The following is a 20916-nucleotide window of genomic DNA, read 5'->3' on the forward strand; positions in this document are numbered from 1 at the left end:
ATCAGCCATCGCACTCGCGGCTATAGTCATTTACTGGTTATGAATCCTGACCCTAGCGGTCCAACTGCGCAATACTGCTCGAACAAGCTAGTTCGACGATGCAAAATGCTCATCATATACAGCCCTAAGAGCGCGGATGGTTGGCGGACGGTAAGAAAACCAGCGAGCGTCCCAAACACTCATCTGATCCTTCTCAAAGCCAGAAGTTTCCACAACGCCGAACCCCGGCTCCCCAGTTTCGTCATTTACTGCAATTACATTTAGCGGCGGCAATCCTTCCTGTTTACAGTAGTATCCTATGACCCCGAGATGCTTTGAAAGGGTAACAGCAGCCCTTTTGTCCATTCCCATCAAAACGGCCAGATCGCCATAGGAAATGAGTCCTTTTCCCCATCCGCTCCATCCACTGTCTTCTTCGTAAATGCCGTCAGGTTTTAGCACCGCATGCGCAGTTAGGATCAACCAAATCTGTTGTGCCCTTGCAGGTATGCGATCACCCTTCTTATAAAATTTCATCATCATTCTCCGTAAGTTCCAATTGGAACTTTTCGTTCCATTTGGAACAACTGACCGCATTTGACCGGAAATGCAAGAAGCATGTGAAAAAACTTTGCTGGGTCATTTCCGTCATTGGGATAAACCACATGAAATCAAAAAACTGTTGCAGCCTAACCCGTTGCCACCCCGCCCGAAAAATCCGACCCCTTCTACGACAAACCAACGTTTGTCGGTGACGGAGGGATGAAGCATGGCCGAGTACGTTGTCTATTACCGGGTTTCGACTGAACGGCAGGGACGATCCGGCCTCGGGTTGGAAGCGCAGCGGGCGATGGTGGAACAATTCCTGACACCCACCGATCAGGTGATTGCTGAGTTCACGGAAATCCAATCTGGCAAACGGGATGATCGGGCCGAATTATGGAATGCCATCAACCTTGTGAAGAAGACCCGGTCGAAGCTGCTGATTCCGAAGCTGGACAGATTTTCCCGGGAGGTGTCATTCATATCCGGGATTATCGACCAAGGGATTGAACTTGTCGTCTGCGAACACCCGAACGTCTCAACGTTCTTCCTGCACCTGCTGGCCTGCTTTGCTGAGGAGGAGCGCCGACAGATATCAGAACGCACCAGAGCCGCACTCAGAGCGGCGAAGAACCGGGGAACCGTCCTCGGTCGGAATGCACATGCTCTGGCGACCCAAAGGCAGGCAGAGAAGCGGGATTTCTTCGAATCCATCCGTGACGATTTTGAACAGGCGTTGGCTGAGGCCGGATCATATTCAGGTGCGGCAAGACTGCTCAACGAACGTGGTGTGACGACGTGTAAGGGTGGATGGTGGCATCCACAGACCGTCAAGAATTACACTACTCTATCCGACGGTCGAATTCCATTGCGGTCCTTGCCCCTCGAGCATCTGTCAGCAACCTAAAACGAAGATGTTCGCTTTTAGTGATTTTTTTCCTGCAATCAGAGCAGACTTCACAAACGAAGCTTTTGGTCTGAAAGCTCTTATCGTGCGAAAGTAATGTCCCGCGACGATAACATTTTGTCGGAACAGGGACTCATGTTACACTAGCAGATATTTTAAGGAAAAAATTGATGCATAAGTTCTTTCCCAACAGGGTTTTGCCTATTATTTCGTGCTTGATTTTTTTGGCGGCTTGCGCCCCATTCATCAGCCCATTCACCGAAGAAGCCTACAAAAATGCCACAACTCTGAAAGCCCGAAGCTTAGCTCTCATCGCAAAGTCTGGACAATCGTATTCCTCGCATCGTGTCGAAGTAGAGAACCTGCTCGTTGACGTTGATGCGGCCTATGAGTACGCAAACGGTCTTCCGAACAACGATGTAGTTTCCGCGCAATGGGATACCCTACGTAATCCAGACGGAAATTTACTTGGTGGGTTTGCAAAGAGATGGCGTAATTCTGGAACGCTCAGCCCATTTATTCGCGAACAAATTGAAATGCAAGTTGGTGAAGCTTTCGACACAATTATCTGTGTTGAAATCAATAAACGTGAAGCGTCCGTTTGTGAAAAATAAGATTCAGGAGATATGAAGTGTCATTGTCTGGAAATTGGGATGAATTCGTAAATTCGGTTCAGGAAGGCCTAAAAACGTTAGCTAAGAACACGGTTCAAGACGCGCTTGACCAGGCTGAAAAAGATGCCAAAGCGTTCATAGAAGACAGTGAACAAGCAATTCGTCGCTGGGGTGATGCTTTAGCGCAAGGCAAGATAACAAAAGACGACTTCGAATATCTAGTTGGTGGGCAAAAGGACTTGGCCAAAATGCACGCGCTAAAGGCAGTCGGCTTGGCGCAAGCTCGACTTGAGCGTTTTCGCACAGGCTTGATCAGCCTCGTTGTTAGTTCGGCGTTCGATGCAATCGGGATCTAAGCCTATGCTTTAACTCTTGGACAATTGTAGTGGAGGGGAAAATGTTCTTAGAAAAGACTTTGTCACGCTGTTTGTTGATACTTAGCTTACTTTGTCCAATCCAAGTCGCAGCCGAAAGCGGGACAAACTTTGTTGTCCTTCCAACTTCAGACATAAGACTAGACACGGGTCAGTTAGCAAGAATCAGCAAATCTTCGGACTGGAACGAGGCAATCCGCGCGTACACCGACACTTCAGATCGCGCTGTATCTGTTTGGTGTAACGACATCTCTGAATCGCAGGCAGCACTTGCGGTTTCCGCGAAAAGCATGAGCGAAATTGGTCTTGCCAATTGCCCAAATGCGGATTCCTCCCATGCAATGACGATCAAAGTTCCAAAAGAACTTATCCCTGAGACATACGGAAATATGTCGGGGTTGGAGGGGGATTACCTGTACTTGTTCTTGCGATCTGCAAACAACGATTCTCACTCAGAATTGACGGGAGTCGGTCGAAGAATATTGTGGGAACCATATAGCGACCAAGCAGGAGATCTATTCTCGGTCGAAGTTGGCGGCCCAAAGGACACTTTCTTCCCAAATTTCTGCCAGATGTGCGGATGCTGTAGCAACGGATTGGAATAAGTAATGGCTGACAATCCAGATCCAAACAACGAACTGCAAAATCCCCAAGGAATATCACTCCTTTGGCCTTTTTTAGTAGGGTCAGTCTTTCTTCTGCTCATCCTCGGCATTGTGGCGTTCGGTGAGGATCCATCCCCAACGCAGTTTGTGATTTACAGAATAATAATCGCTTTAGGAGGGGCCGGCTTTGCAGTCGCTCTTACTGGGCACCTACAGATACAATTCCCAATATTTCGAAGAGGCTACATAAGAGCGGCCGCAGCTTTTGCGGTATTTGTCATATTGTTTTTCTTTACGCCTGCAAGCCTTACAGTTGACGATGGAGAAATTGAGGCCAAACGCCTCATAGATCAATATAAGTTTTCAAATCAAGAAGTTGTCTCCGCCAGAAAACTACTCGGAGGCAGCTGGGAACTTACAACAGAAGGGCTTGAGGAACTTGCTGAGAATGCGGAAGAGCCCACCCAAGAAAAATTAGAAGCCGCTCGAAATTATATAATCTCCAGTCTGCAGAAAGAGGGGGCCGCTCAAGCGTTTACTACGGTTGTTGCCTCTCATGTGGAGATGCTTAATTGCGTGGAAGACGGAACGTGCAACAAAAGAGTTACGTGTTCCGGAATTTTTCCCGAAATTGAGGGGTTTCGGAATTTGTTTTGTGAGCAAATAATCAATGCAGGAGAACGACTAAACAACAATCTTTGGGAGCGCTACAAGGATTTCTCTCACAATACATGCCGAGTAGATTTTCTGAACTACTATGTGTTGTCGAAAAACGTGGGGAATTTGGAACAATTGGAAGAAGTATGTCTTCCTGTCCAATGCTGGGCGACCAACACAGAACCACCATATCCATGCCAGTTGCGACAACAGCTATTAGGAGGACAAGTGAGTCCAACTTAACCTAAGGATAGATCACCGATCTACCGCTATATGCCAATTTAGAGGAAAGCCCTTTAGATGACTTTGTGTTGAGGTTTTTTAACTGATTTTAAACACTTAACTCTATCAGCATGGTCAAAGGAACAGTAGGAGGCCAAGCCTTTTACGTTCGCTAAAAGTCAATTCGCACTAGTCATGCACCCAAAACCCAAAGGACTGAAATCGTGCGTCATCCCACCAAATTTTGGAGGAAGGCTTTGCTTTAAAGTTAGTATGCCCAGCTTGACTTTGTACGGGCCGTGTAATTGTACCTGATTTTTTCCCTGCAGTTATACCGTCATGCTCTGGAACAACTGCAACGATATGACCTGAGCGAGACAAGTTAACCCTCTTCGCTACGATTATCGCAACTCGCCCCCCATTTGCAGCAGATTGTAGATCCGAAGGCTCAAAAACCCTCTTCCAGCCAAAGGTATTCCCATAGTCAATGAACCAGTCGTGAAGCATATTGGCATTCAATTCTCGTACTGTTTTGGCGTATTTAACGTCGACATGCTGACCTTGCGCGATTGCTATAAGAGCTTTGTCTGTCCACCAAACGCGCGGTAGATAGACGCTACACCGGCATGCGTAGTCGTAGGCATAAATATTGCAGAAGGTTTTTCCGCCAGTTGCAATGTAACGCTTGTGTGAAGCATTGTCCGGTTCGAGGAAATTGATTATTTTTACAAGCTCGGATGCCGAATTGCTCGTTCGAAGAGGCATACTCGCTTCGTCTAAAGGAAACGCCCGGCCACCATCCATTGATCGCGACTTACCATTCATCTTCATGTGTGCTTCTGGGTAATCTCCGGAAAGCACAGGTGTCACATCTTCGACATGACCTGGCTTTAAGTAACTGGAATGCACATGTCCTTGGACAGTGTCACCGTTCAGGTCAGCGTTAACTACCCACCAAACTGAATCCGAAGGGTGTTCCGAAATCTTGGTGACATTGGTTTCGGCAGGAAGCACTGCAAGTATGGTAGCAGGCTTAATACCGCTCCTTAAATTAAGTTGTGAAGCTTTGTCAGGATCAACATGAAACTGCATAGAACAAACCTATTTCAAAAAAAATATTCATTATGAAACACATGATATCAGATATTGAAGTTTATGTGGAGGTTTATTGGGACAGCTGATATTACTAGTTCATCTTCGTCTCATTCATATTGGCACGCCGACCCTGAGCAACATCACCACAAGAGCTTAACAATAAACTCAGTGTTTGAGCAGTTAGCCTCTGATGCTCAAAGCAGATGTCTCAAAATTGAAGCTCTCAATCAGCGCCTGAAACGCAGTCTTCCGCTAATCACCTCACTAGCAGGAATGCCTTTACACCCGTTTTTTTGTTAAGCTGACGCCATCATATAAGCCTCTTTCACTGTCAGATCGAAAGCCGCCTTCGGCGTCAGAAATTGCTCCACATCCAATTCGGGGAACAGCGCTTGCTTGATGTTTACCAGCAGCTCAACGGATTTTGCCGTTCGTGGAACTTGATGCGGCACGAACACTTTTTTCTTTCGGGCATTATCCACATCCGTTTTGGTACAGGGAATGCCAAAGCCATCATTCAGGATTTGGGCAAACTCTTTCACCTTGAGCTTGTAGTCGGGGGTGATGTTATCCCGCTGGAACGACTCCACGTTAATCTTGTGGGTTCCAGCTTTCCGCAGCCTATGCGCAATGCTCAGGTCGCGGCGCAGACGTTTCAGGACACCATCCTCTTTGGCGATGTAGGCCCCCGCTGGACCTTGAGCGGCCAGCTTGCCCTCAAAGTATTCGGACCATGTTTGGTAGTCGCTCACGCTTTTGAGGCAATGCCCAGCCTGCTTGTTGTAGTCAGCCCATATCGCCCGAGTGGTGTTGAATTGATCTACGGTGTCCCACGGCTGAGTAGAGAATGCCAAGTGGGTGCGGCTTTGCCCATCTTTGGTTGTGACAGCGACATCACCAGCTGCCTCTGGCCTACGCTTCCAGTCGAACTCCATTGACAGCCGCTTGGTCATCGTCTTGTCAACGAAGTCCATGCCCTGTTCATACATCTCCCGGATGCCAACCCCCATCGTGACGGTCATCGTGTCGGTGGGTTTGCGGTCAAAGAACAGATCGACAATTTTGTTGTTCTGCTCAGCCTTCGACAGGATGGCGTCCAGTTTAATACCGCCCTTGGCCAGTACAACTGTCTCATCCTCTTTGGGCACCATGCCTGTTCCGTCCCAGTCTTCAGGTGCGGACGACACCAATGTGGCCTGCCCCCGTGTGCGCCACCCCACTGGCTGACGAATGATATGCTTGACCTCATAGATGCCCCATTGCCCGGCCAACCCAATTCGGGAGTTCAGGTACTTTCGGCCCAGCGTTCCTTTTGCAGCCTCCCGCATTTGCTCATCCGTGGCCGTGGTCAAAAAGCCATCCGTCGTGACACTAAAAATTTGCACATCACGAGGCAGAGCGTTCATGATCTCGCTGAGCACACCCCGGCAGAAAGCGGTGATGAAAGCGGCATAGACCGGGTTAGTGATTGGACTGGGCTCCAGACGTTTGGTTTCAGCATCCCGCAGATCGTAAATTCGTCGCTCCCGCAGACCCTGAGCCGTCTTGCCGTATGTGGAATTGACCAGCTCCTTCCAAAACAGGTTGTGCAGTGTCTTCTTCGGATGCTTGGCCCGCTCCTCAATGCAGTGACGGGCAAACTTCAAGAACGGTTTCTCAGCATGACCCCCATATTCCCTGCCGCCATCTTCCCTACGGCTGATAACACGGTCAGAGTTGATCCGCCGCCCCTCCACCAGTTTGATCTTTGCCCCCAATTTCTTGGCCAGCAGGATTTCACTGATATGGGTGGTGCTGTTGCCTTTGCGGGGGAACAACAACCCGTTTTCGGTCCGCACTGGCAAGACCGGGTATCGCACATCCTCCGGGAACTCAAAATCCACATTGGCAAAAGCCAGGTCTTCGACTGTCAAACCGCCACCAAGAAGTTCATCGGTGCTGGTGATATGCGTGATCGTATCCCAATCAGGTTCCCCAATGAGCGCCATTGCCGTTGGGTACGCACTGGTCAGATCATAATCATACCAGACCCCCTCGGGTGCAGGACCAAACCAAAACTGCTCATTGCGGCCACCGTGATAGCATTCGGTAAAGAAGTCTTCGCTCCAGAACAGTTTCTGAACCGTCTTGGCTTCAGTCTTTGTCACATAGCGATTGCTTTTGTTGCTCCAATACTTCTCAGTCACTTTCTCCTTGCCGACGATTACCAGCGGATCGAGCCCTTGGGACATCCAATGCTTCTCAATGAGATCGACACCAATTGAGGTCAGCGTGACGGGCAGCTTGAACTTACCCGTCTTCTCAAAATAGAGCCGGATCATGAGAACCGTGTATTGCGCACAAACCTCGGCATCCCGAATGGCATAATCCCGGAACAAAGGCCAATTGGCCTCCAGCAGTTCCCCCATGTTTTCTTTGTAGTATTGCTCCTGCTTTGGATCGTCCGACAGCTTCATCTTCTCAAACCCAAGGATTTCTCCCAGCTTGGCAAGGCTTTTGGCTCCCGCCGGGGCAAGGGCAATCGTGTCCCGGATTTTGACATCAAGTTGAATTGGCTTGAGTTTTTCACCTCGCTTCAGCTTGACCACAATTTTGTCGCTGACGTTCATGAACAGGTTGCGGACGTTCTCCAGATTCATGGCCTTCCGGGACTTCTCGTCCTTGAAGTCAGAGAACCCCGGCACATCTGCACGTGTGAAGTGAGCCACCAGATAGACATTCACTGGCACCTTCAGATTGGGATGTTGAGCAAACCCATCCCGCAGCGCATATTCTACAAACTCGGTCAACGTCAGCCGGTCGTCGTCATCAAGCCCTTTTGGCTGCACAATCCCTGACCAGTGCTGTTCATCCCCTGCGTTGTCCGGCGAGATGACGTGGCAGCTATATTGATAGGACAGCACCTGATTGCGGACCTCGGCCAACCCATCTGCATTCACAAAGACTTCCCGCTGGTACTCGGTGTCAAAGCCGATGACGAGGTAACGAGGCGAAGGCATGCCCTTTCTGTTCTGAGGATAAAACTGATCAGGTCGAAAAGTGAGTTTGGCTTGCATGTAACCCCGAGTTCGGATCAAAGTGATGGAACGTGCCATGCTGCCTTATCGTCAAAAATGGTAATTGTTAATCCCTTACACCCAAACAGACCTTTTACTATTTTTGCTGATGCCGGATCACAAGGCCGTGGGAGAATTTGCCCCGATTCCGGCATGACGTGGGACATTCTCCCGAATTTGTGCTGACCCCGATTTAATCACGGATTCACGACCAAGTTTCGATCTGTGCCCCCTAAATAGATCATACGCAAACACACACACCGCACACGACGATACACATCGCCAAATCGAACACAGCTCGTAGCTCTCTTGCATCAGGACCGCGATGCAAACCACATATAGACAGCCCGAAGCGTCATGCGATCAGAAGGTACTTTCCGCCGGATGGTGACGAACCGAATTCAGTAGGCCAGCAGACATGACGTCATCGAATAGTAGGGTCAGGAAACAGCGAAAGCGGGGGAAGGATGAAAGCCCCCATAAGAGAGCCAGAGCAAAATAATTGTCATCACGAGACGGGGAAGTGCCGTCACCGAGCTAGCCCAGCTGCTATCCACGCAAAGCTAGCATATCGGTCCGCTGTTTAAGCAGCACGTAGGCTGAGACCGGATAACCGCCAGCCGTGCTTTGAAAAGCAATCGTGTGTGGATGGTATGACAGAACCAACAGGTTCGTCGGACTTCTCCTCAACGGACAGGAGAAGTATGTCCAAAATCCAAATTTACCAAAAAGGAATAACATTCGCGTAGCGAATGTCTTGCGAAGCAAGCGATTGACAAATCATTGCCAGAAGATAGCCAACAGATTGCTACCTGCTTCACTGCGTGAAGTGCTTCGCATGTGCTAGCTTGTTTCAACCGGTTGGTTGGGCTGGCCGGGGTAAGTATTTGGTCCTATGGCGTTCGATCTGGTGGCTGTCAGGACCATAATGGAATGATGATTGCTACCTATTGCCATCCACCAGCAAATGGATAGCCATCAATTTCACTTCGTGAAATGCTTCGCATGTACTTGGTGATCATAGGTCAACTGTTGCTGGCTATTTGATGAACTTGATCCCATTGCCATCCATTTTGGACCTGAGAGCCCTCAATGAGATCAACATTTGCCACCCATCGCCACTGCCCAGCAATTATTTGGCTACCAACTTCACTTCGTGAAGTGCTTCGCATGATTTTGGTGTTGACGCTCGTGATTGGGTCAAGCCGGAAAGCAAAAGGTCCCATTGCGTTTCATCCGAACCCAACGGGACCATTCTAGTTTTCAAAGTAACCGGCAGATGTCACTTTCCGAATCGGCTGCGTATTGCTGTCGCAGCCGCCTCAAGGACCGCATCCAGCTTGCCGTCACTCGTGAGGTTCTTCAGCTTTTCGAGGTTTTGCACCACGTCATCTGCATCCGTGCATTTGATCGCTGACAGGCCGGGAGCCAGTTCGAGTGACGCTTTGCCATACCTTGGCGAGATGAACCATTCCCCTTTGCTCGACTGCCAGACCCAAGTGCTTTTCGAGGTATTGCAGGCTTCCCCCGCCGCCATTCCGGCCAACTGCTTGTCGATGGCTGCGATGAATTTCTGACGACGCTGATGGGAAGGCTGGGTCGTCTTGGGCTTTTCTGCTGCTTCCAGATTGAATTGCTTTTCAAGTGCCATTGGGATCTCCTTTGCTACCCCAACGGCGTCCTATGGCTCACGATTGCAGGCAACGGGCTTCGAGCTTGCGCACTTAAATACTGACAACTCAATTACTCTAAGTCGGCCAACCCATCCCACGACAGCCGGATGTTCTTGGAATCTCTTTTCGGAAGGTTCGTGCGCTTGATTAAACGACCTGAAACATTGAAGTCAGCGTCGATTTTGACGACGAGCAATGTGCTGAAGTGCCGATCATCCAGACGAACACTGGTTTGTTCCTTTGTATTGGTTGGGGCTATCGTTTTGATCTCTACAAGCTCATCACCCAATCTACCATCAGAGCCCTTGGCGTGATTTTTGTGAAGTTTGATACCGTACATGATGGCACCGAAAAGCTCACCTATGTCGCCATAAACATTTAGATGTTGCCCTGTGTCATTGAAGTAAACCTGTGCCAATGCAAGCAGGTCATGAAAATACGGAACTAGGGTAAGGTCGGCCTTTGGGTACTTGTGCCGAAGTTCTGCTTCCAACTCTAACTCAGCTAATCGGCTATATCTGACCTCATCGGGATCAATAATGCCATCCCAACTGATCCACTCACCATCAATCCAAATTGCATTGTCTGGACCCAGTACTTCCATTGACCCCTGTTCCAAAATGTTGTTTAGAATTAGATTTTTATCTTCCCAAAATAGAGTTTCACCACCAGAATCCAAGGTGCCTCCAACTGGAATTCACCGAAATCAACTCGGGCAAAGCATTACCTGCCCCTCACTCCCTGTGCTGCAAGTTCTCCATGAGTTCTTTCGTAGGGACCATGTTCTTCAGATAGAACCGCTCCAACTGATCCACGGACGTGCCAGCGACCGTTGCAAGAGTGTGCAGGTTGACCTTTCCATTTGACCCTCTGAGCCGTGCTTGGATCGCATAGTGGCGGAGGGAGTAAGGATACAGCTTACGGTCTTCATCAAATAGATCGGCCTTGTCCAATATGTGGTTGAAGATACGGCGGGCCGTATTGATCGCCGTCGTTCGGTTTGGATATTCCGGCATCCAGACGTAGCCATTCTTGTCCGGCCCCTTTTCATCGAATGGATTCAAAGTGGCTTGGTAAAGCGGCACTGCTAGCGGCATGGTGAAGCTGGAGCGTCCTCCAGTTTTGCCACCCCGCACATTCAGATCGAGACGAGTTGGACCGGTCTTGAACTGTATGTCCTTGTGCTTCAGGCCGAACAACTCCCCCTCAGTTGGGCGGAGGAATGCGTGAACCATAAAGCGGAACATCTTGGCGTGGTGGCCGATGATCTCAACGCCACGAACCCTGTCACCCCGTTTGGCACACTCTCCGGCGGCTTTCATGAACCGTTTGTATTCATCATCTGTAAAAGCGTTTCGGGGGCTGTCGACGGTCTTTTGCTTCGGCATCACCGGCAGTACATCCAGCAGACCATCCTCAACAGCCAATGTCAGGACTTTGCGGATGATGATAGTGTGTTTGGCCTTGGTTGACTCAGCCAACCGCTTTGGTCTGTTCTCGTCCAAATGAATCAGATAATCCCGTACCATCCCCGTGGTGATCTTGCTGACATCGTACTTTCCGAAGTAGCAGATCAGCCCGTCCTTGGATCGGTTGAGAAGCTTATTGTCACCATCCGACCACTTGGATTTGCCCTTCTGCACTGCCATCAGCTTTTTGGCATAGTGCTCAAAGCTGGTGGCTTTCTTCTTGGCATGGTCGCTGTTGGCCTTGCTGCGGAACGTATCTGCAAATTCCTCAGCCGCCTCACGGGCTTCGACCCGTGATGTTTCTTTCGTAGAACGCAGTACATAACCACCCTTTATCGGGTCTCTAAGGCGAACATACCAATAGGGGCTTCGGGCATACATTAGGATGGCCAGCCCTTTACGCAGGTGTTTTATCTTGAGTATTCGATTTTTGGAATCTTTGGCCAAGTCGGAACCGTGAGAGGAGTGCATACCTGTGCATAGCTTTTACGGCTGAAAATCAGAACTCTCAACGATCAAAATTCATCAAGCATTTCAGGGATTTAATGGTGCCCGGGGGCGGAATCGAACCACCGACACGAGGATTTTCAATCCACTGCTCTACCCCTGAGCTACCCGGGCACGGGAACGACGTTCGTCGTTGGGTGGGGGCCTTCTATGACTTGCTACCAGCGGTGTCCAGAGGCTTTTTCACATTTTTTCAATGCGGTCGCTTTGGCGTGAAGTCCTGCGTGTCATCCTCGGCTTCAAGGTCATCTTCGCGCTGCGACGGAACCGAGTAGGACCCGTTCAGCCACTTGGCCAAATCAATGTCCGCACACCGCCTGGAACAAAACGGACGAAACTTCTGCTCGGTCTCGCCTCCGCAAATCGGGCAGTTCATTTCAGGATCTCCATTACAGGAACGCGACCACGCTTTCGCTGCAACTCAAAGTGGCCCAGCGGGGTCCAGCCTGCAAGAATCGTCTCGTCCGGGTCTGATCTGAACGCGGCACGCAAAGCGGACTCAAACCCGCGGCGATCCTTCTTTGGCATGGGAGCGAGGTCCAGCGTTATCTGACCAGCCAGCCCACGTACGCGCAAAGCACGGGGCAGCATCTTGGCGCAGGCGAAATTGGCCTTGGTGCCCGCCGCCAGCGAGGTGTCCGCTCCGGTGTTCACATCCACGGCGACCAACGCGCGTGTGGGTTCGATGTAAAGATACCCTCCGCCCGGCAAAGGCTCGGACGCTCCACGCACGGTATCCAGCGCATCCAGAACGCCGTGGGTTTCGAACCCGCCCGCCTGTGTCACGACTTCGGCCGGGTCGGTCCAGTCGCGCCAGGCAAGGATATGGGGGCTGTCACCTTCGCTGAGAAGTTCAGGCTCGGTCCCGTCGTCATTCATCACCTGCTCGGCCTGCGTCAACATGGCCGAGAGGTCTTCCGCGATTTCTTCGGCATCCGCACCGGCGCAGCAGGAGCGCAGGATCAATCCATAGGCGCTGTCACCCATCTGCTCGTGGGCGATTTCAAGCAGTTGATCGCGTGTGTCCTCGTCCTTGATACTGCGCGAAATGTTCAGGCCCGGAGCGTCCGGCGTAACAATCGCATAGCGGCTTTTGAAGAGGATGCGATTGCTCACCGGTATGGCTTTGCCTGGCTCTGCAAAGCCGGTAACCTGTACCAACAACAGGGCACCGGGACCCAAGCCTTTGACTTGTCGCAGGAAAGCAGGGCCATCTGGTGTGGTCAGGAACATGCCGCCCTGCCCCTTGACCGGGCGGTCAGCGCGGGCGCGATAGATCGTGCCGGGCGCGGGTGCGTCTGTGGCGATCAAGAAGTCATCCAACTTGCCGTCGACCATCAGCGCAGCCGCTTCGCGGCCTTGGATGTGGTCCAGAACAATGGTGCGACCTTTCATGATGCCTCTCGATACAGTGGATAGCCGATGCCTTGCAGCAAGGCCGCGGTCTCGGACAGGGGCAGGCCAACGATGCCTGTAAACGACCCCGAAATCCATGGAATGAAAGCCCCTGCGGGCCCCTGAATCGCATAGGCGCCTGCCTTGCCGCGCCAGTCTCCGGTCGCCAGATAGGCGTTGATCTCGACATCCGACAGACGTTTGACCTTGACCTGTGAGACGACATCACGCTGCAGCACACGGTCTCCGCGCCGGACCGCAACCGAGGTGATCACGCGGTGACGACGACCAGACAGGGAATGCAGAAACTCTGCCGCCTGCCCCGCATCCTCGGGCTTTCCCAGAATCCGACGCCCCAAGGCCACGGTGGTATCTGCACAGAGGGTAACGTCACCTCTATCTGCCTGAACAGCCTGCACTTTTTGGCGCGTGATGCGGTGGCAATACGGAACCGGAAGCTCGCCCTTCAAGGGCGTTTCGTCGATGTCAGGAGGGCAAATGGCATCGGGCCGCACGCCGAGCTGGGCCAGCAGGTCCAGCCGTCTTGGGCTGCCCGATCCGAGAATGAACGCCATTGCGGCAGGCGTTACTTGAAGCGATAGTTGATCCGACCCTTGGTCAGATCATATGGGGTCATCTCGACCTGAACCTTGTCGCCGGCCAGAACACGGATGCGGTTCTTGCGCATCTTGCCTGCCGTATGTGCGATGATCTCATGGCCGTTTTCCAGCTCGACCCGAAACGTCGCATTAGGCAGGAGTTCCTTCACGACACCGGGAAATTCGAGCGTATCTTCCTTGGCCATGTTGTCTCCATCATTACGTTGCACCCGCAGAATCTGCGGGGGTGTGCGCTTAAATGAGCCTATTTCGGCCTTATTTCAAGGGCGGAATCACCTAAAGAGCGGATATTGTGACCGATTCGACTCGGGCGGCCTGTTCCTCCCAATGGGTTCGGTTCAGCACGTGACCGTCCGCGCGGACCTCGGCGATGGCTGACAGGTCGACATCCGCATAGGTCCAGCCCGGCTGATTCAAAGTGCCTTCGGCCAGCACACCGGTGGCCGGGAACCCCTTGTCGGGCGGGCCAAAGACGCCTCCGGTCCCGGTGTTCATATCCACCGCCTCGGACCACTGGTTGTTCCCGACCAGCGAGGCCATGACCGTAACGCATTGATTTTCCAAAGCTCTTGACATTGCGCCAATCCGCACGCGCCAGTAACCCGAAAGCGCTTCGGTACAGGATGGCGCAAGGATCAGGTCTGCCTCGCTCAGCGCGCGGCCCAGCAACGGAAACTCGCTGTCATAACAGATCAACACACCGATCTTGCCCAGTGCGGTGTCGAACAGCTTGAGCGGACCCCCCGGGGCGATGTCCCAATCCTCGCGTTCGAACCGGGTCATGATCTGTTTGTCCTGATGGTCGAAACTGCCATCCGGCGCGTAGAAGGCGGCACGGTTCACCGGACGCCCGGGGCCATCAACAACCGGCGCCGACGCACCCAGAATGTAGGTTTTGTACGTCTTGGCGAGGCGGGTGTGCAGGTTTTGTACATCCTCCATCCGGTCGGACACGGCCCGGATCGACCGCTCCAAATCGCCGGCAATCTCGGCCCCTTCGAGGGTCGACAGCTCCATCGCGCCATATTCGGGAAAGACCAGCAATTCGGCCCCCTGCCCTGCGGCCTGGGACACCCACCCCTCAAGCTTGTCTTCGTATTGCGCCCAGCTATTCAGCCAGTCGAGGTTGTAGGCGGCAGTTGCGACTTTCATGGCAGCGTCCCCGTTCGGTCAAATTCGCGTGACCTTAGTCGCGGACGCAGACCGGAGTACAGCCCAATTACCCTGCGGTCGTCGGATCGATGATCCTGGTCACTTCGGTGACCGTGCTGGCCGGGAACCCGCTGAGTTCCGCATGCTTGTGGATCGCGTCCTCGCTCTCGGCCAGATAGATGCAAAAGGTCTTGTCACCAGCAACATAGGAATGCTCCCACTGCACGCCGGGTATTTGCGCCAGCGCTTCGTTCGACTTCGCAGACGCGCCGCACAGTTCGTCACCGGACATGGAACCGACACCCGGAAGATCGCGTTCGATAACATAGCGTTTCATGGCAATTCCCCCACAGAAAACCCAACACTACCATGATTCGGGAATTTTTTTGCGTTTGGCGTTCAGAGATCCCGGATCCAGAACTGCAACGGCTTCAGCGTCTCACCCTCTTCCCCAATGTCTTTCCACGAAAACTGTGCGATCGCACCGGGCAATGGTTCATACCCCCGCGCGTGCCAGAAGGCATCCAGCGGGCGGTAATTGTCGGGCCGCATCGGATGATCTGCCGGGCGTTGCACACCGCAGAACGCGCATTTGGTGAAACCCAGCGCGCGGGCGTGGGCTTCGCGTTCGTCAAAGAACCTGTGGCCGACACCCTGCCCACGATAGTCGGGCAACAGCACCGATTCGGCGCAATAGAAGATGTCATGCAGGTCAAACCCGGAGCCCTCGAAGGCCGCCGCGAAATCGTCAGCGTGGTCAGTCAGCGGTGCGCCGGTCGAGGCGCCGATCAGGCGGTCGCCGTCGAAGGCGCCAATCACGATGGCCTTGTCGCTGTCGCGGTAGGATTGCAGGTATTTGCGTTCGTATTCCAGATCGCCGTCATAGAGGTAGGGCCAGGCGTGAAACACTCTGATCCGCAGGCGGGCGACATCGTCCAGAGCGGCCCCGAGTGCCGTTCCGGTCAGGGGGCGGACGTCGGTGACCTCAGCCATTCGAAACCTGTTTGGTCCAGTCTGCCAGGTTGTAGAAAGTGGTGACGCGGGTGATCTTGCCATCCTTCAGGTCGAAGAACGAACCGGCAGGCAGGCGGTACGTCTGGCCATGCGCATCCGGAAGGCCATCATCGGTTTCCAGGTAGGTGCCGTTGACGATGAATTCGGCTGCGGCGCGGGTGCCGCCTTCGGCTTCGAACACGACGATGTCGGTCAGGTTTTCTTTGTAGCACCGGTTCATATGCGCGCAGAACGCGGCGAACTTGTCCTTGCCAATGCGGATCTGGCCTTCGTTCACGTGATGGGCCACGTCATCGGACAGGCAGGCCAGCATGGCATCCACGTCACCGGCATTGAAGGCTTCGAAATAGGTTTTGACGGTCTGGTTCATGGTCACTCCGTAGGTTCGCCCCAGCGGTCTTTCAGATGTTTGATGATCTGATCGCGGGTCTGTCGGTAGTGATGTAGCTTTTCTTCGCGGGTCTCGCCCAACCCGGTAGGGTCCATTATTGGCCAATAATCGACATCGAGGTGAAAAACCCGGGTCAGTTCCAGCGCCTGCCGCTGACTGGCGGGTGAAAGCGCCACCACCAGATCAAACGAGCTGAGGTCATCACCCCATTCCTGCATCTCGTCAAAGGAGCGTGAGCGGTGGCGGGACAGTTCCACGCCGACCTCGTGGCAGACGGCGATGCTGAAGCCGTCGATTTCCAGATCGTTATGCACGCCGGCGGACTGAACATAGGTGCCGGTGCCATAGAATTTCTTCATCAGCCCCTCGGCCATCGGGGACCGAACCGCGTTGTGGTCGCAACAGAACAAGACCGACTGCGGCAGAGGCTTCACGCGTCAGCCCCCAAAATGCAGAACGCAGATCAGCGTGAACAGGCGACGGGCGGTGTCGGTGTCGACATCTGCCTTGCCTTCCAGCCGTTCCTGCAACACGCGGCTGCCTTCGTTGTGGATACCCCGGCGGGCCATGTCGATGGTTTCGATCTGGCTGGGCGGCAGTGATTTCACCGCATCGAAATAGCTTTCGCAGATCTGGAAGTAATCCTTGACCACCTGCCGGAAGGGACCGAGCGACAGGTGAAACTCGGCCGCTTTTTCGTTGGCCTCGGTTTCAATGTCGAAGACAAGCCGTTTGTCGCGGATCGAAAGCTGAAGGCGATAGGGGCCTTCGGGCACAACGCGGTCGTCGCGTTTGGGCAGCGAGAAGCTGTTTTCTTCCAGCAGATCATAGATGGCAACCTTGCGTTCCTGCTCGATCTCGGGCGTGGGCGGCGGCAGATTTCTATCATCCAGTTCGATATACGAGATGCGGGTCATCTTTACAGTCACATTCCTTGCGTCAGCACAGACCTATAGCAATGATATTCAACGGGCAACGCACAGAAACGCCATATGCGCCAGGTCTTTGCGTCATTTCAGCCATTCAGGCGGTTCAGGCGCGCGGTGACCGAGAGGCCATGCGCCTCGAGGCTTTCCGAGCACGCCAACTGTTCGGCGGCAGGACCAATGGCGCGCAGGGCTTCGGGGGTCATCTGGCTGAGCGTGGTGCGTTTGAGGAAATCCATCACGCTGAGGCCTGACGAAAACCGTGCCGAACGCGCGGTGGGCAACACGTGGTTGGGACCGCCCACATAATCACCGATGGCTTCAGGTGTGTACTGGCCCAGAAAGATGGCCCCGGCGTGGATGGTTTTTTCGCTCAGCGCCACCGGGTCTGCGACGCAAAGCTCCAGATGTTCCGGGGCGATACGGTTCGATAGGATTGCAGCCTGATCCAGATCACGGACGGTGATTATGGCACCGAAGTCGCGCCAGCTGGCCCCGGCGATGGCGCGGCGTTGCAGGGTTTCGAGGCGTTTTTCGACCGCCTTAGCGACACTTTGGCCAAAAGCGGCATCATCCGTGATCAGGATCGACTGCGCGCTTTCATCGTGTTCGGCCTGGCTGAGCAGGTCCAGCGCGATCCAGTCGGGATCGTTGTTCTTGTCGGCGATAACCAGAATCTCGGAAGGGCCCGCAATCATGTCGATGCCGACCTTGCCAAAGACACGGCGCTTGGCCGCCGCAACAAAGGCGTTGCCCGGGCCCGTGATCTTGTCGACCGGCGCGATGGTGTCGGTGCCATAGGCGAGCGCCGCCACGGCCTGCGCGCCGCCGATGCGATAGACCTCGTCCACACCCGACAGCTGCGCTGCCAGCAGCACCAGCGGGTTCACCTGCCCGTCCGGGGTGGGCACCACGATGGCCAGCCGTTCAACCCCCGCCACCTTGGCCGGGACGGCATTCATCAGCACCGATGACGGGTACGAGGCAAGCCCGCCCGGCACGTAAAGCCCTGCGGCAGAAACCGCCGACCAGCGCCAGCCCAGCGTGGCCCCGGCCTCATCCGTCCAGCTGTGATCGCTGGGCATCTGCTTTTCGTGATAGGCCCGGATGCGGGCGGCGGCCAGTTCCAGCGCCGCGCGATCCTCGGCTGAGACCTGCGTCACCGCGTCCACGATTTCCTGAGCGCTGAAGGCCAGCGTTTCGGGCGTCAGCTCCAGCCGGTCGAATTTCGTAGTCAGTTCGATGACCGCCGCGTCACCCCGGTTGCGGACATCGTCGATGATCTGCGCCACAACCGCGTCCACATCCGGGCTGTCCTCGCGCTTGGCGGACAGCAGGGTCTGAAAGGCGGTTTCGAAATCGGGTGATGTGGCGTCAAGGAAAACGGGCATGATCTGGCACTCCGGGCGTTGCGCCACGGGACATATCGCCCACGGGGCGCGGCCTCAACCCTCAGCCCTGGGGGTGCAGCGATTTGCGCATGGCAAAGCAGGTCAGGTCCCGACTGTCACTGCATTGACCGGTGACCTTCCAGCCGTGGCGCAAATAGAATTCCCGGGCGGTTTTCGTGCCGTCCAGATGCACCTCGGTACAGCCGCACGCAGCCAGTTGCCGTTCCAGCCGGTTGAGCAACGCGGCCCCCACCCCGCTGCCGACGTGATCCGGGTCAACATAGAGCAAGGTGATCTTGCCGGTTTCGAACAACCCACCGACCGCGGCCACCTGACCTTCACGCTCGGCCAGCCAGATCTGTGATCCCGGCTTGAACCAGCCCCGGATGGTCGCCGGGTCCTTGTGTGCGGTCCATTGTTCCAGATGGCCGGGATCATTGTTGTGATCGGCCACACAAAGCTGCGTGATCGACCGTATCAGCACGCGACTGATGTCGAACACATCGAACACGGTCGCGGGACGCAGGGCAATACCCTCGGGCACATTTGAAAACGCCTGAGAAATGCCGCGCTTGTTCTGCATCTATTCGGGGTGCTGCGGCGCCCGGCCGGATGGGGCCCGATATGGGCGCGTGACGTCCTTGAGCGTGGCATCCAACGCCTCGACCGTCAGGCGGATCGCGCCGTCACCCGCCAGGGTCAGCAAGACCTGGCCCGCGCCATCCTCACCGGGTTCGAATTCGACGGACAGCAGCGACATGACCATGTCTTTCTCGCTGCGATCAATGCCCTGACTGGCCGCGGACAGAACGGAATCGAAGACCAGCACCGACTGCACCCGTTCAAACGGGCGGTCACGGCGGGCGGCGGCATCTTTGTCTTCCCAGCGAAAACGGTTCAGCAACAGGCCAAAGCGGCGGTGCGACGGTTGCCATTTCATCTCGGTCACGGGAAAAACCGCATCCTGCACCAGGGTCGAGATCACCTTCAGGTCATCTGCATCCTCAGCCCCCAGATTCAGCGGGGCTTCGCGCCCGTCTTCAAAACTTGCGTCCGTCATTCGCCCTTGATCCGTTCGATTTTTGCGCCCACGCCTTCCAGCTTGCGCACCACATGTTCATATCCGCGGTCCAAATGATAGACCCGGCTTACCGTCGTCTCACCTTCTGCCGCCAATCCGGCGAGGATCAGCGACACCGAAGCCCGCAGATCCGTCGCCATCACCGGGGCGCCTTTCAGGGTTTCGACACCCGTGACGGTGGCAGTGCCGCCGTGCACCTCGATATTCGCGCCCATGCGCACAAGTTCCGGGGCATGCATGAAGCGGTTTTCGAAAATGCGTTCTTCGAGAACCGAGGTGCCCTCAGCCGTGCACATCAGCGCCATCATCTGCGCTTGAAGGTCGGTCGGGAAGCCCGGGAAGGGTTCGGTCACCACATCCACAGCCTGCACACGGCCGTTCTTGCGCGCCACTTTCAAGCCGTTTTGGGTTTCGGTGACACTGACCCCCGCCGCGTCGAGCTTGGCCGCAAAGGATTCAACCAGCGCCATGCGCCCGCCCAGCAGTTCGACCTCGCCACCGCAAATCGCCGGGGCCAGCATATAGGTGCCCAGTTCGATCCGGTCGGTGACAACCTGATGGGTGGCACCGTGCAGCCGGTCGACGCCCTGAATTTCGATGGTCGAGCTGCCCTCGCCCGAAATCTGCGCACCCATCTTGCGCAGGCATTCGACCAGATCGACGATCTCGGGCTCGCGCGCGGCGTTCTTGAGCACCGTGGTGCCCTTGGCCAGCGTCGCCGCCATGACGATGTTTTCGGTGGCCCCGACCGAGGCAAAGCGCATCTCGTGCACCGCGCCTTTCAGCCCTCCCGGAGCCCTGGCGTGCAGATACCCGTCTTTCAGCTCGATCTCGGCGCCCAGCGCCTCGAGCCCTTCCACATGCAAGTCCATCGGACGGGCACCAATCGCGCAGCCACCTGGCAGAGAAACAACCGCCTGCCCGAACCGCGCCAGCAAGGGGCCCAGCACCAGATTCGAGGCACGCATCTTGCGCACAATGTCATAATCCGCCGTTTGGCTGGTCAGGCTATGGCTCGACATCGCGATCACCTGACCATCTTGCAGCGACGACACCTCGGCCCCCAGTGATTGCAGCAGAGCGGTCATGGTCTTGATGTCGCTGAGGCGTGGTGCGTTCGTCAGCGTCAGCGGTTCTTCGCTCAGCAAGGTTGCAGGCATCAGCGTCAGACACGCGTTTTTGGCCCCCGCAATCGGTATCTGACCATTCAGCGGGCCGTTGCCCGTCACCAGAATCGAATCCATC

24 protein-coding genes and 1 tRNA gene are annotated in these 20916 nt (G+C 54.6%); 4 read left to right on the forward strand and 21 right to left on the reverse strand.

Annotated features, from left to right (window positions below; translation table 11 throughout):
* Window positions 1-87 precede the first annotated feature (87 nt).
* Window positions 88-516, reverse strand: a complete 429-nt coding sequence (locus GS611_RS07225; protein WP_171634071.1) for a hypothetical protein — start codon at window positions 514-516, stop codon at window positions 88-90.
* 232 nt (window positions 517-748) lie between these two features.
* On the opposite strand from GS611_RS07225, the gene GS611_RS07230 reads away from it, so the two are divergent.
* From GS611_RS07230 to GS611_RS07245, 4 genes are all read left to right on the forward strand, one after another.
* Window positions 749-1429: a recombinase family protein gene (locus GS611_RS07230; RefSeq protein ID WP_171634075.1), complete on the forward strand. Its 681-nt coding sequence runs from the start codon at window positions 749-751 to the stop codon at window positions 1427-1429.
* 170 nt (window positions 1430-1599) lie between these two features.
* Window positions 1600-2043, forward strand: a complete 444-nt coding sequence (locus GS611_RS07235; RefSeq protein ID WP_171634077.1) for a hypothetical protein — start codon at window positions 1600-1602, stop codon at window positions 2041-2043.
* Between the two features lie 17 nt (window positions 2044-2060).
* Complete coding sequence (locus tag GS611_RS07240; protein WP_171634080.1) at window positions 2061-2399, forward strand: hypothetical protein; 339 nt, start codon at window positions 2061-2063, stop codon at window positions 2397-2399.
* A 626-nt stretch (window positions 2400-3025) separates the two neighbouring features.
* The gene (locus GS611_RS07245; protein ID WP_171634083.1) at window positions 3026-3922 is read left to right on the forward strand and encodes a hypothetical protein; all 897 of its coding nucleotides are present in this window, start codon (window positions 3026-3028) and stop codon (window positions 3920-3922) included.
* A 168-nt stretch (window positions 3923-4090) separates the two neighbouring features.
* On the opposite strand, the gene GS611_RS07250 is transcribed toward GS611_RS07245, so the two are convergent.
* From GS611_RS07250 to murA, 20 genes are all read right to left on the reverse strand, one after another.
* On the reverse strand, window positions 4091-4993 hold the full coding sequence (locus GS611_RS07250; RefSeq protein WP_171634086.1) for a hypothetical protein: 903 nt from the start codon (window positions 4991-4993) through the stop codon (window positions 4091-4093).
* Window positions 4994-5292: 299 nt separating this feature from the next.
* A complete protein-coding gene (locus tag GS611_RS07255; RefSeq protein ID WP_253284972.1) occupies window positions 5293-8091 on the reverse strand; it encodes a DNA polymerase in 2799 nt (932 codons plus the stop codon).
* A gap of 1243 nt (window positions 8092-9334) precedes the next feature.
* Entirely contained in the window at window positions 9335-9703 is a 369-nt protein-coding gene (locus GS611_RS07260) for a hypothetical protein (RefSeq protein WP_171634089.1), read from the reverse strand.
* A 92-nt stretch (window positions 9704-9795) separates the two neighbouring features.
* Window positions 9796-10404 (reverse strand): hypothetical protein, encoded by a 609-nt coding sequence (locus tag GS611_RS07265; RefSeq protein WP_253284973.1) that lies wholly within the window; start codon window positions 10402-10404, stop codon window positions 9796-9798.
* 55 nt (window positions 10405-10459) lie between these two features.
* Entirely contained in the window at window positions 10460-11641 is a 1182-nt protein-coding gene (locus GS611_RS07270; RefSeq protein ID WP_253284974.1) for a site-specific integrase, read from the reverse strand.
* 99 nt (window positions 11642-11740) lie between these two features.
* Window positions 11741-11815: transfer RNA gene (locus GS611_RS07275), tRNA-Phe, on the reverse strand.
* A 79-nt stretch (window positions 11816-11894) separates the two neighbouring features.
* Window positions 11895-12077: a DNA gyrase inhibitor YacG gene (locus tag GS611_RS07280; protein ID WP_171634093.1), complete on the reverse strand. Its 183-nt coding sequence runs from the start codon at window positions 12075-12077 to the stop codon at window positions 11895-11897.
* Window positions 12074-13096, reverse strand: a complete 1023-nt coding sequence (locus GS611_RS07285) for a ribonuclease E/G (RefSeq protein ID WP_171634097.1) — start codon at window positions 13094-13096, stop codon at window positions 12074-12076. Before GS611_RS07285 ends, GS611_RS07280 begins: the two co-directional genes overlap by 4 nt.
* On the reverse strand, window positions 13093-13671 hold the full coding sequence (locus tag GS611_RS07290) for a nucleoside triphosphate pyrophosphatase (protein WP_171634104.1): 579 nt from the start codon (window positions 13669-13671) through the stop codon (window positions 13093-13095). Before GS611_RS07290 ends, GS611_RS07285 begins: the two co-directional genes overlap by 4 nt.
* A gap of 11 nt (window positions 13672-13682) precedes the next feature.
* The gene (infA, locus tag GS611_RS07295; RefSeq protein ID WP_005978431.1) at window positions 13683-13901 is read right to left on the reverse strand and encodes a translation initiation factor IF-1; all 219 of its coding nucleotides are present in this window, start codon (window positions 13899-13901) and stop codon (window positions 13683-13685) included.
* Between the two features lie 91 nt (window positions 13902-13992).
* Complete coding sequence (locus GS611_RS07300; protein ID WP_171634107.1) at window positions 13993-14868, reverse strand: carbon-nitrogen hydrolase family protein; 876 nt, start codon at window positions 14866-14868, stop codon at window positions 13993-13995.
* Window positions 14869-14935: 67 nt separating this feature from the next.
* Window positions 14936-15205 carry a DUF4242 domain-containing protein gene (locus GS611_RS07305; protein WP_171634110.1) on the reverse strand — a complete coding sequence of 90 codons (270 nt, stop codon included), beginning with the start codon at window positions 15203-15205 and terminating at the stop codon, window positions 14936-14938.
* Between the two features lie 62 nt (window positions 15206-15267).
* Complete coding sequence (locus GS611_RS07310) at window positions 15268-15861, reverse strand: GNAT family N-acetyltransferase (RefSeq protein ID WP_171634115.1); 594 nt, start codon at window positions 15859-15861, stop codon at window positions 15268-15270.
* Window positions 15854-16252, reverse strand: coding sequence for a ketosteroid isomerase-related protein (locus GS611_RS07315; protein WP_152458860.1), 399 nt, complete (start codon window positions 16250-16252; stop codon window positions 15854-15856). Before GS611_RS07315 ends, GS611_RS07310 begins: the two co-directional genes overlap by 8 nt.
* A 2-nt stretch (window positions 16253-16254) precedes the next feature.
* Window positions 16255-16707 (reverse strand): low molecular weight phosphatase family protein, encoded by a 453-nt coding sequence (locus GS611_RS07320; protein WP_171634118.1) that lies wholly within the window; start codon window positions 16705-16707, stop codon window positions 16255-16257.
* 3 nt (window positions 16708-16710) lie between these two features.
* Window positions 16711-17190, reverse strand: a complete 480-nt coding sequence (locus GS611_RS07325) for a UPF0262 family protein (RefSeq protein ID WP_171634121.1) — start codon at window positions 17188-17190, stop codon at window positions 16711-16713.
* A 98-nt stretch (window positions 17191-17288) separates the two neighbouring features.
* Window positions 17289-18590, reverse strand: coding sequence for a histidinol dehydrogenase (gene hisD / locus GS611_RS07330; RefSeq protein ID WP_171634124.1), 1302 nt, complete (start codon window positions 18588-18590; stop codon window positions 17289-17291).
* Between the two features lie 61 nt (window positions 18591-18651).
* Entirely contained in the window at window positions 18652-19173 is a 522-nt protein-coding gene (locus tag GS611_RS07335; protein ID WP_171634128.1) for a GNAT family N-acetyltransferase, read from the reverse strand.
* Window positions 19174-19650, reverse strand: a complete 477-nt coding sequence (locus GS611_RS07340) for a DUF2948 family protein (protein ID WP_171634131.1) — start codon at window positions 19648-19650, stop codon at window positions 19174-19176.
* Window positions 19647-20915: a UDP-N-acetylglucosamine 1-carboxyvinyltransferase gene (gene murA, locus GS611_RS07345; protein ID WP_171634135.1), complete on the reverse strand. Its 1269-nt coding sequence runs from the start codon at window positions 20913-20915 to the stop codon at window positions 19647-19649. The genes GS611_RS07340 and murA overlap by 4 nt, the downstream gene beginning before the upstream one ends.
* Between the last annotated feature and the right edge of the window lies 1 nt (window position 20916).

The sequence above is a fragment of the Ruegeria sp. HKCCD6119 genome, from assembly GCF_013110585.1.
Taxonomy (GTDB): Bacteria; Pseudomonadota; Alphaproteobacteria; order Rhodobacterales; family Rhodobacteraceae; genus Ruegeria.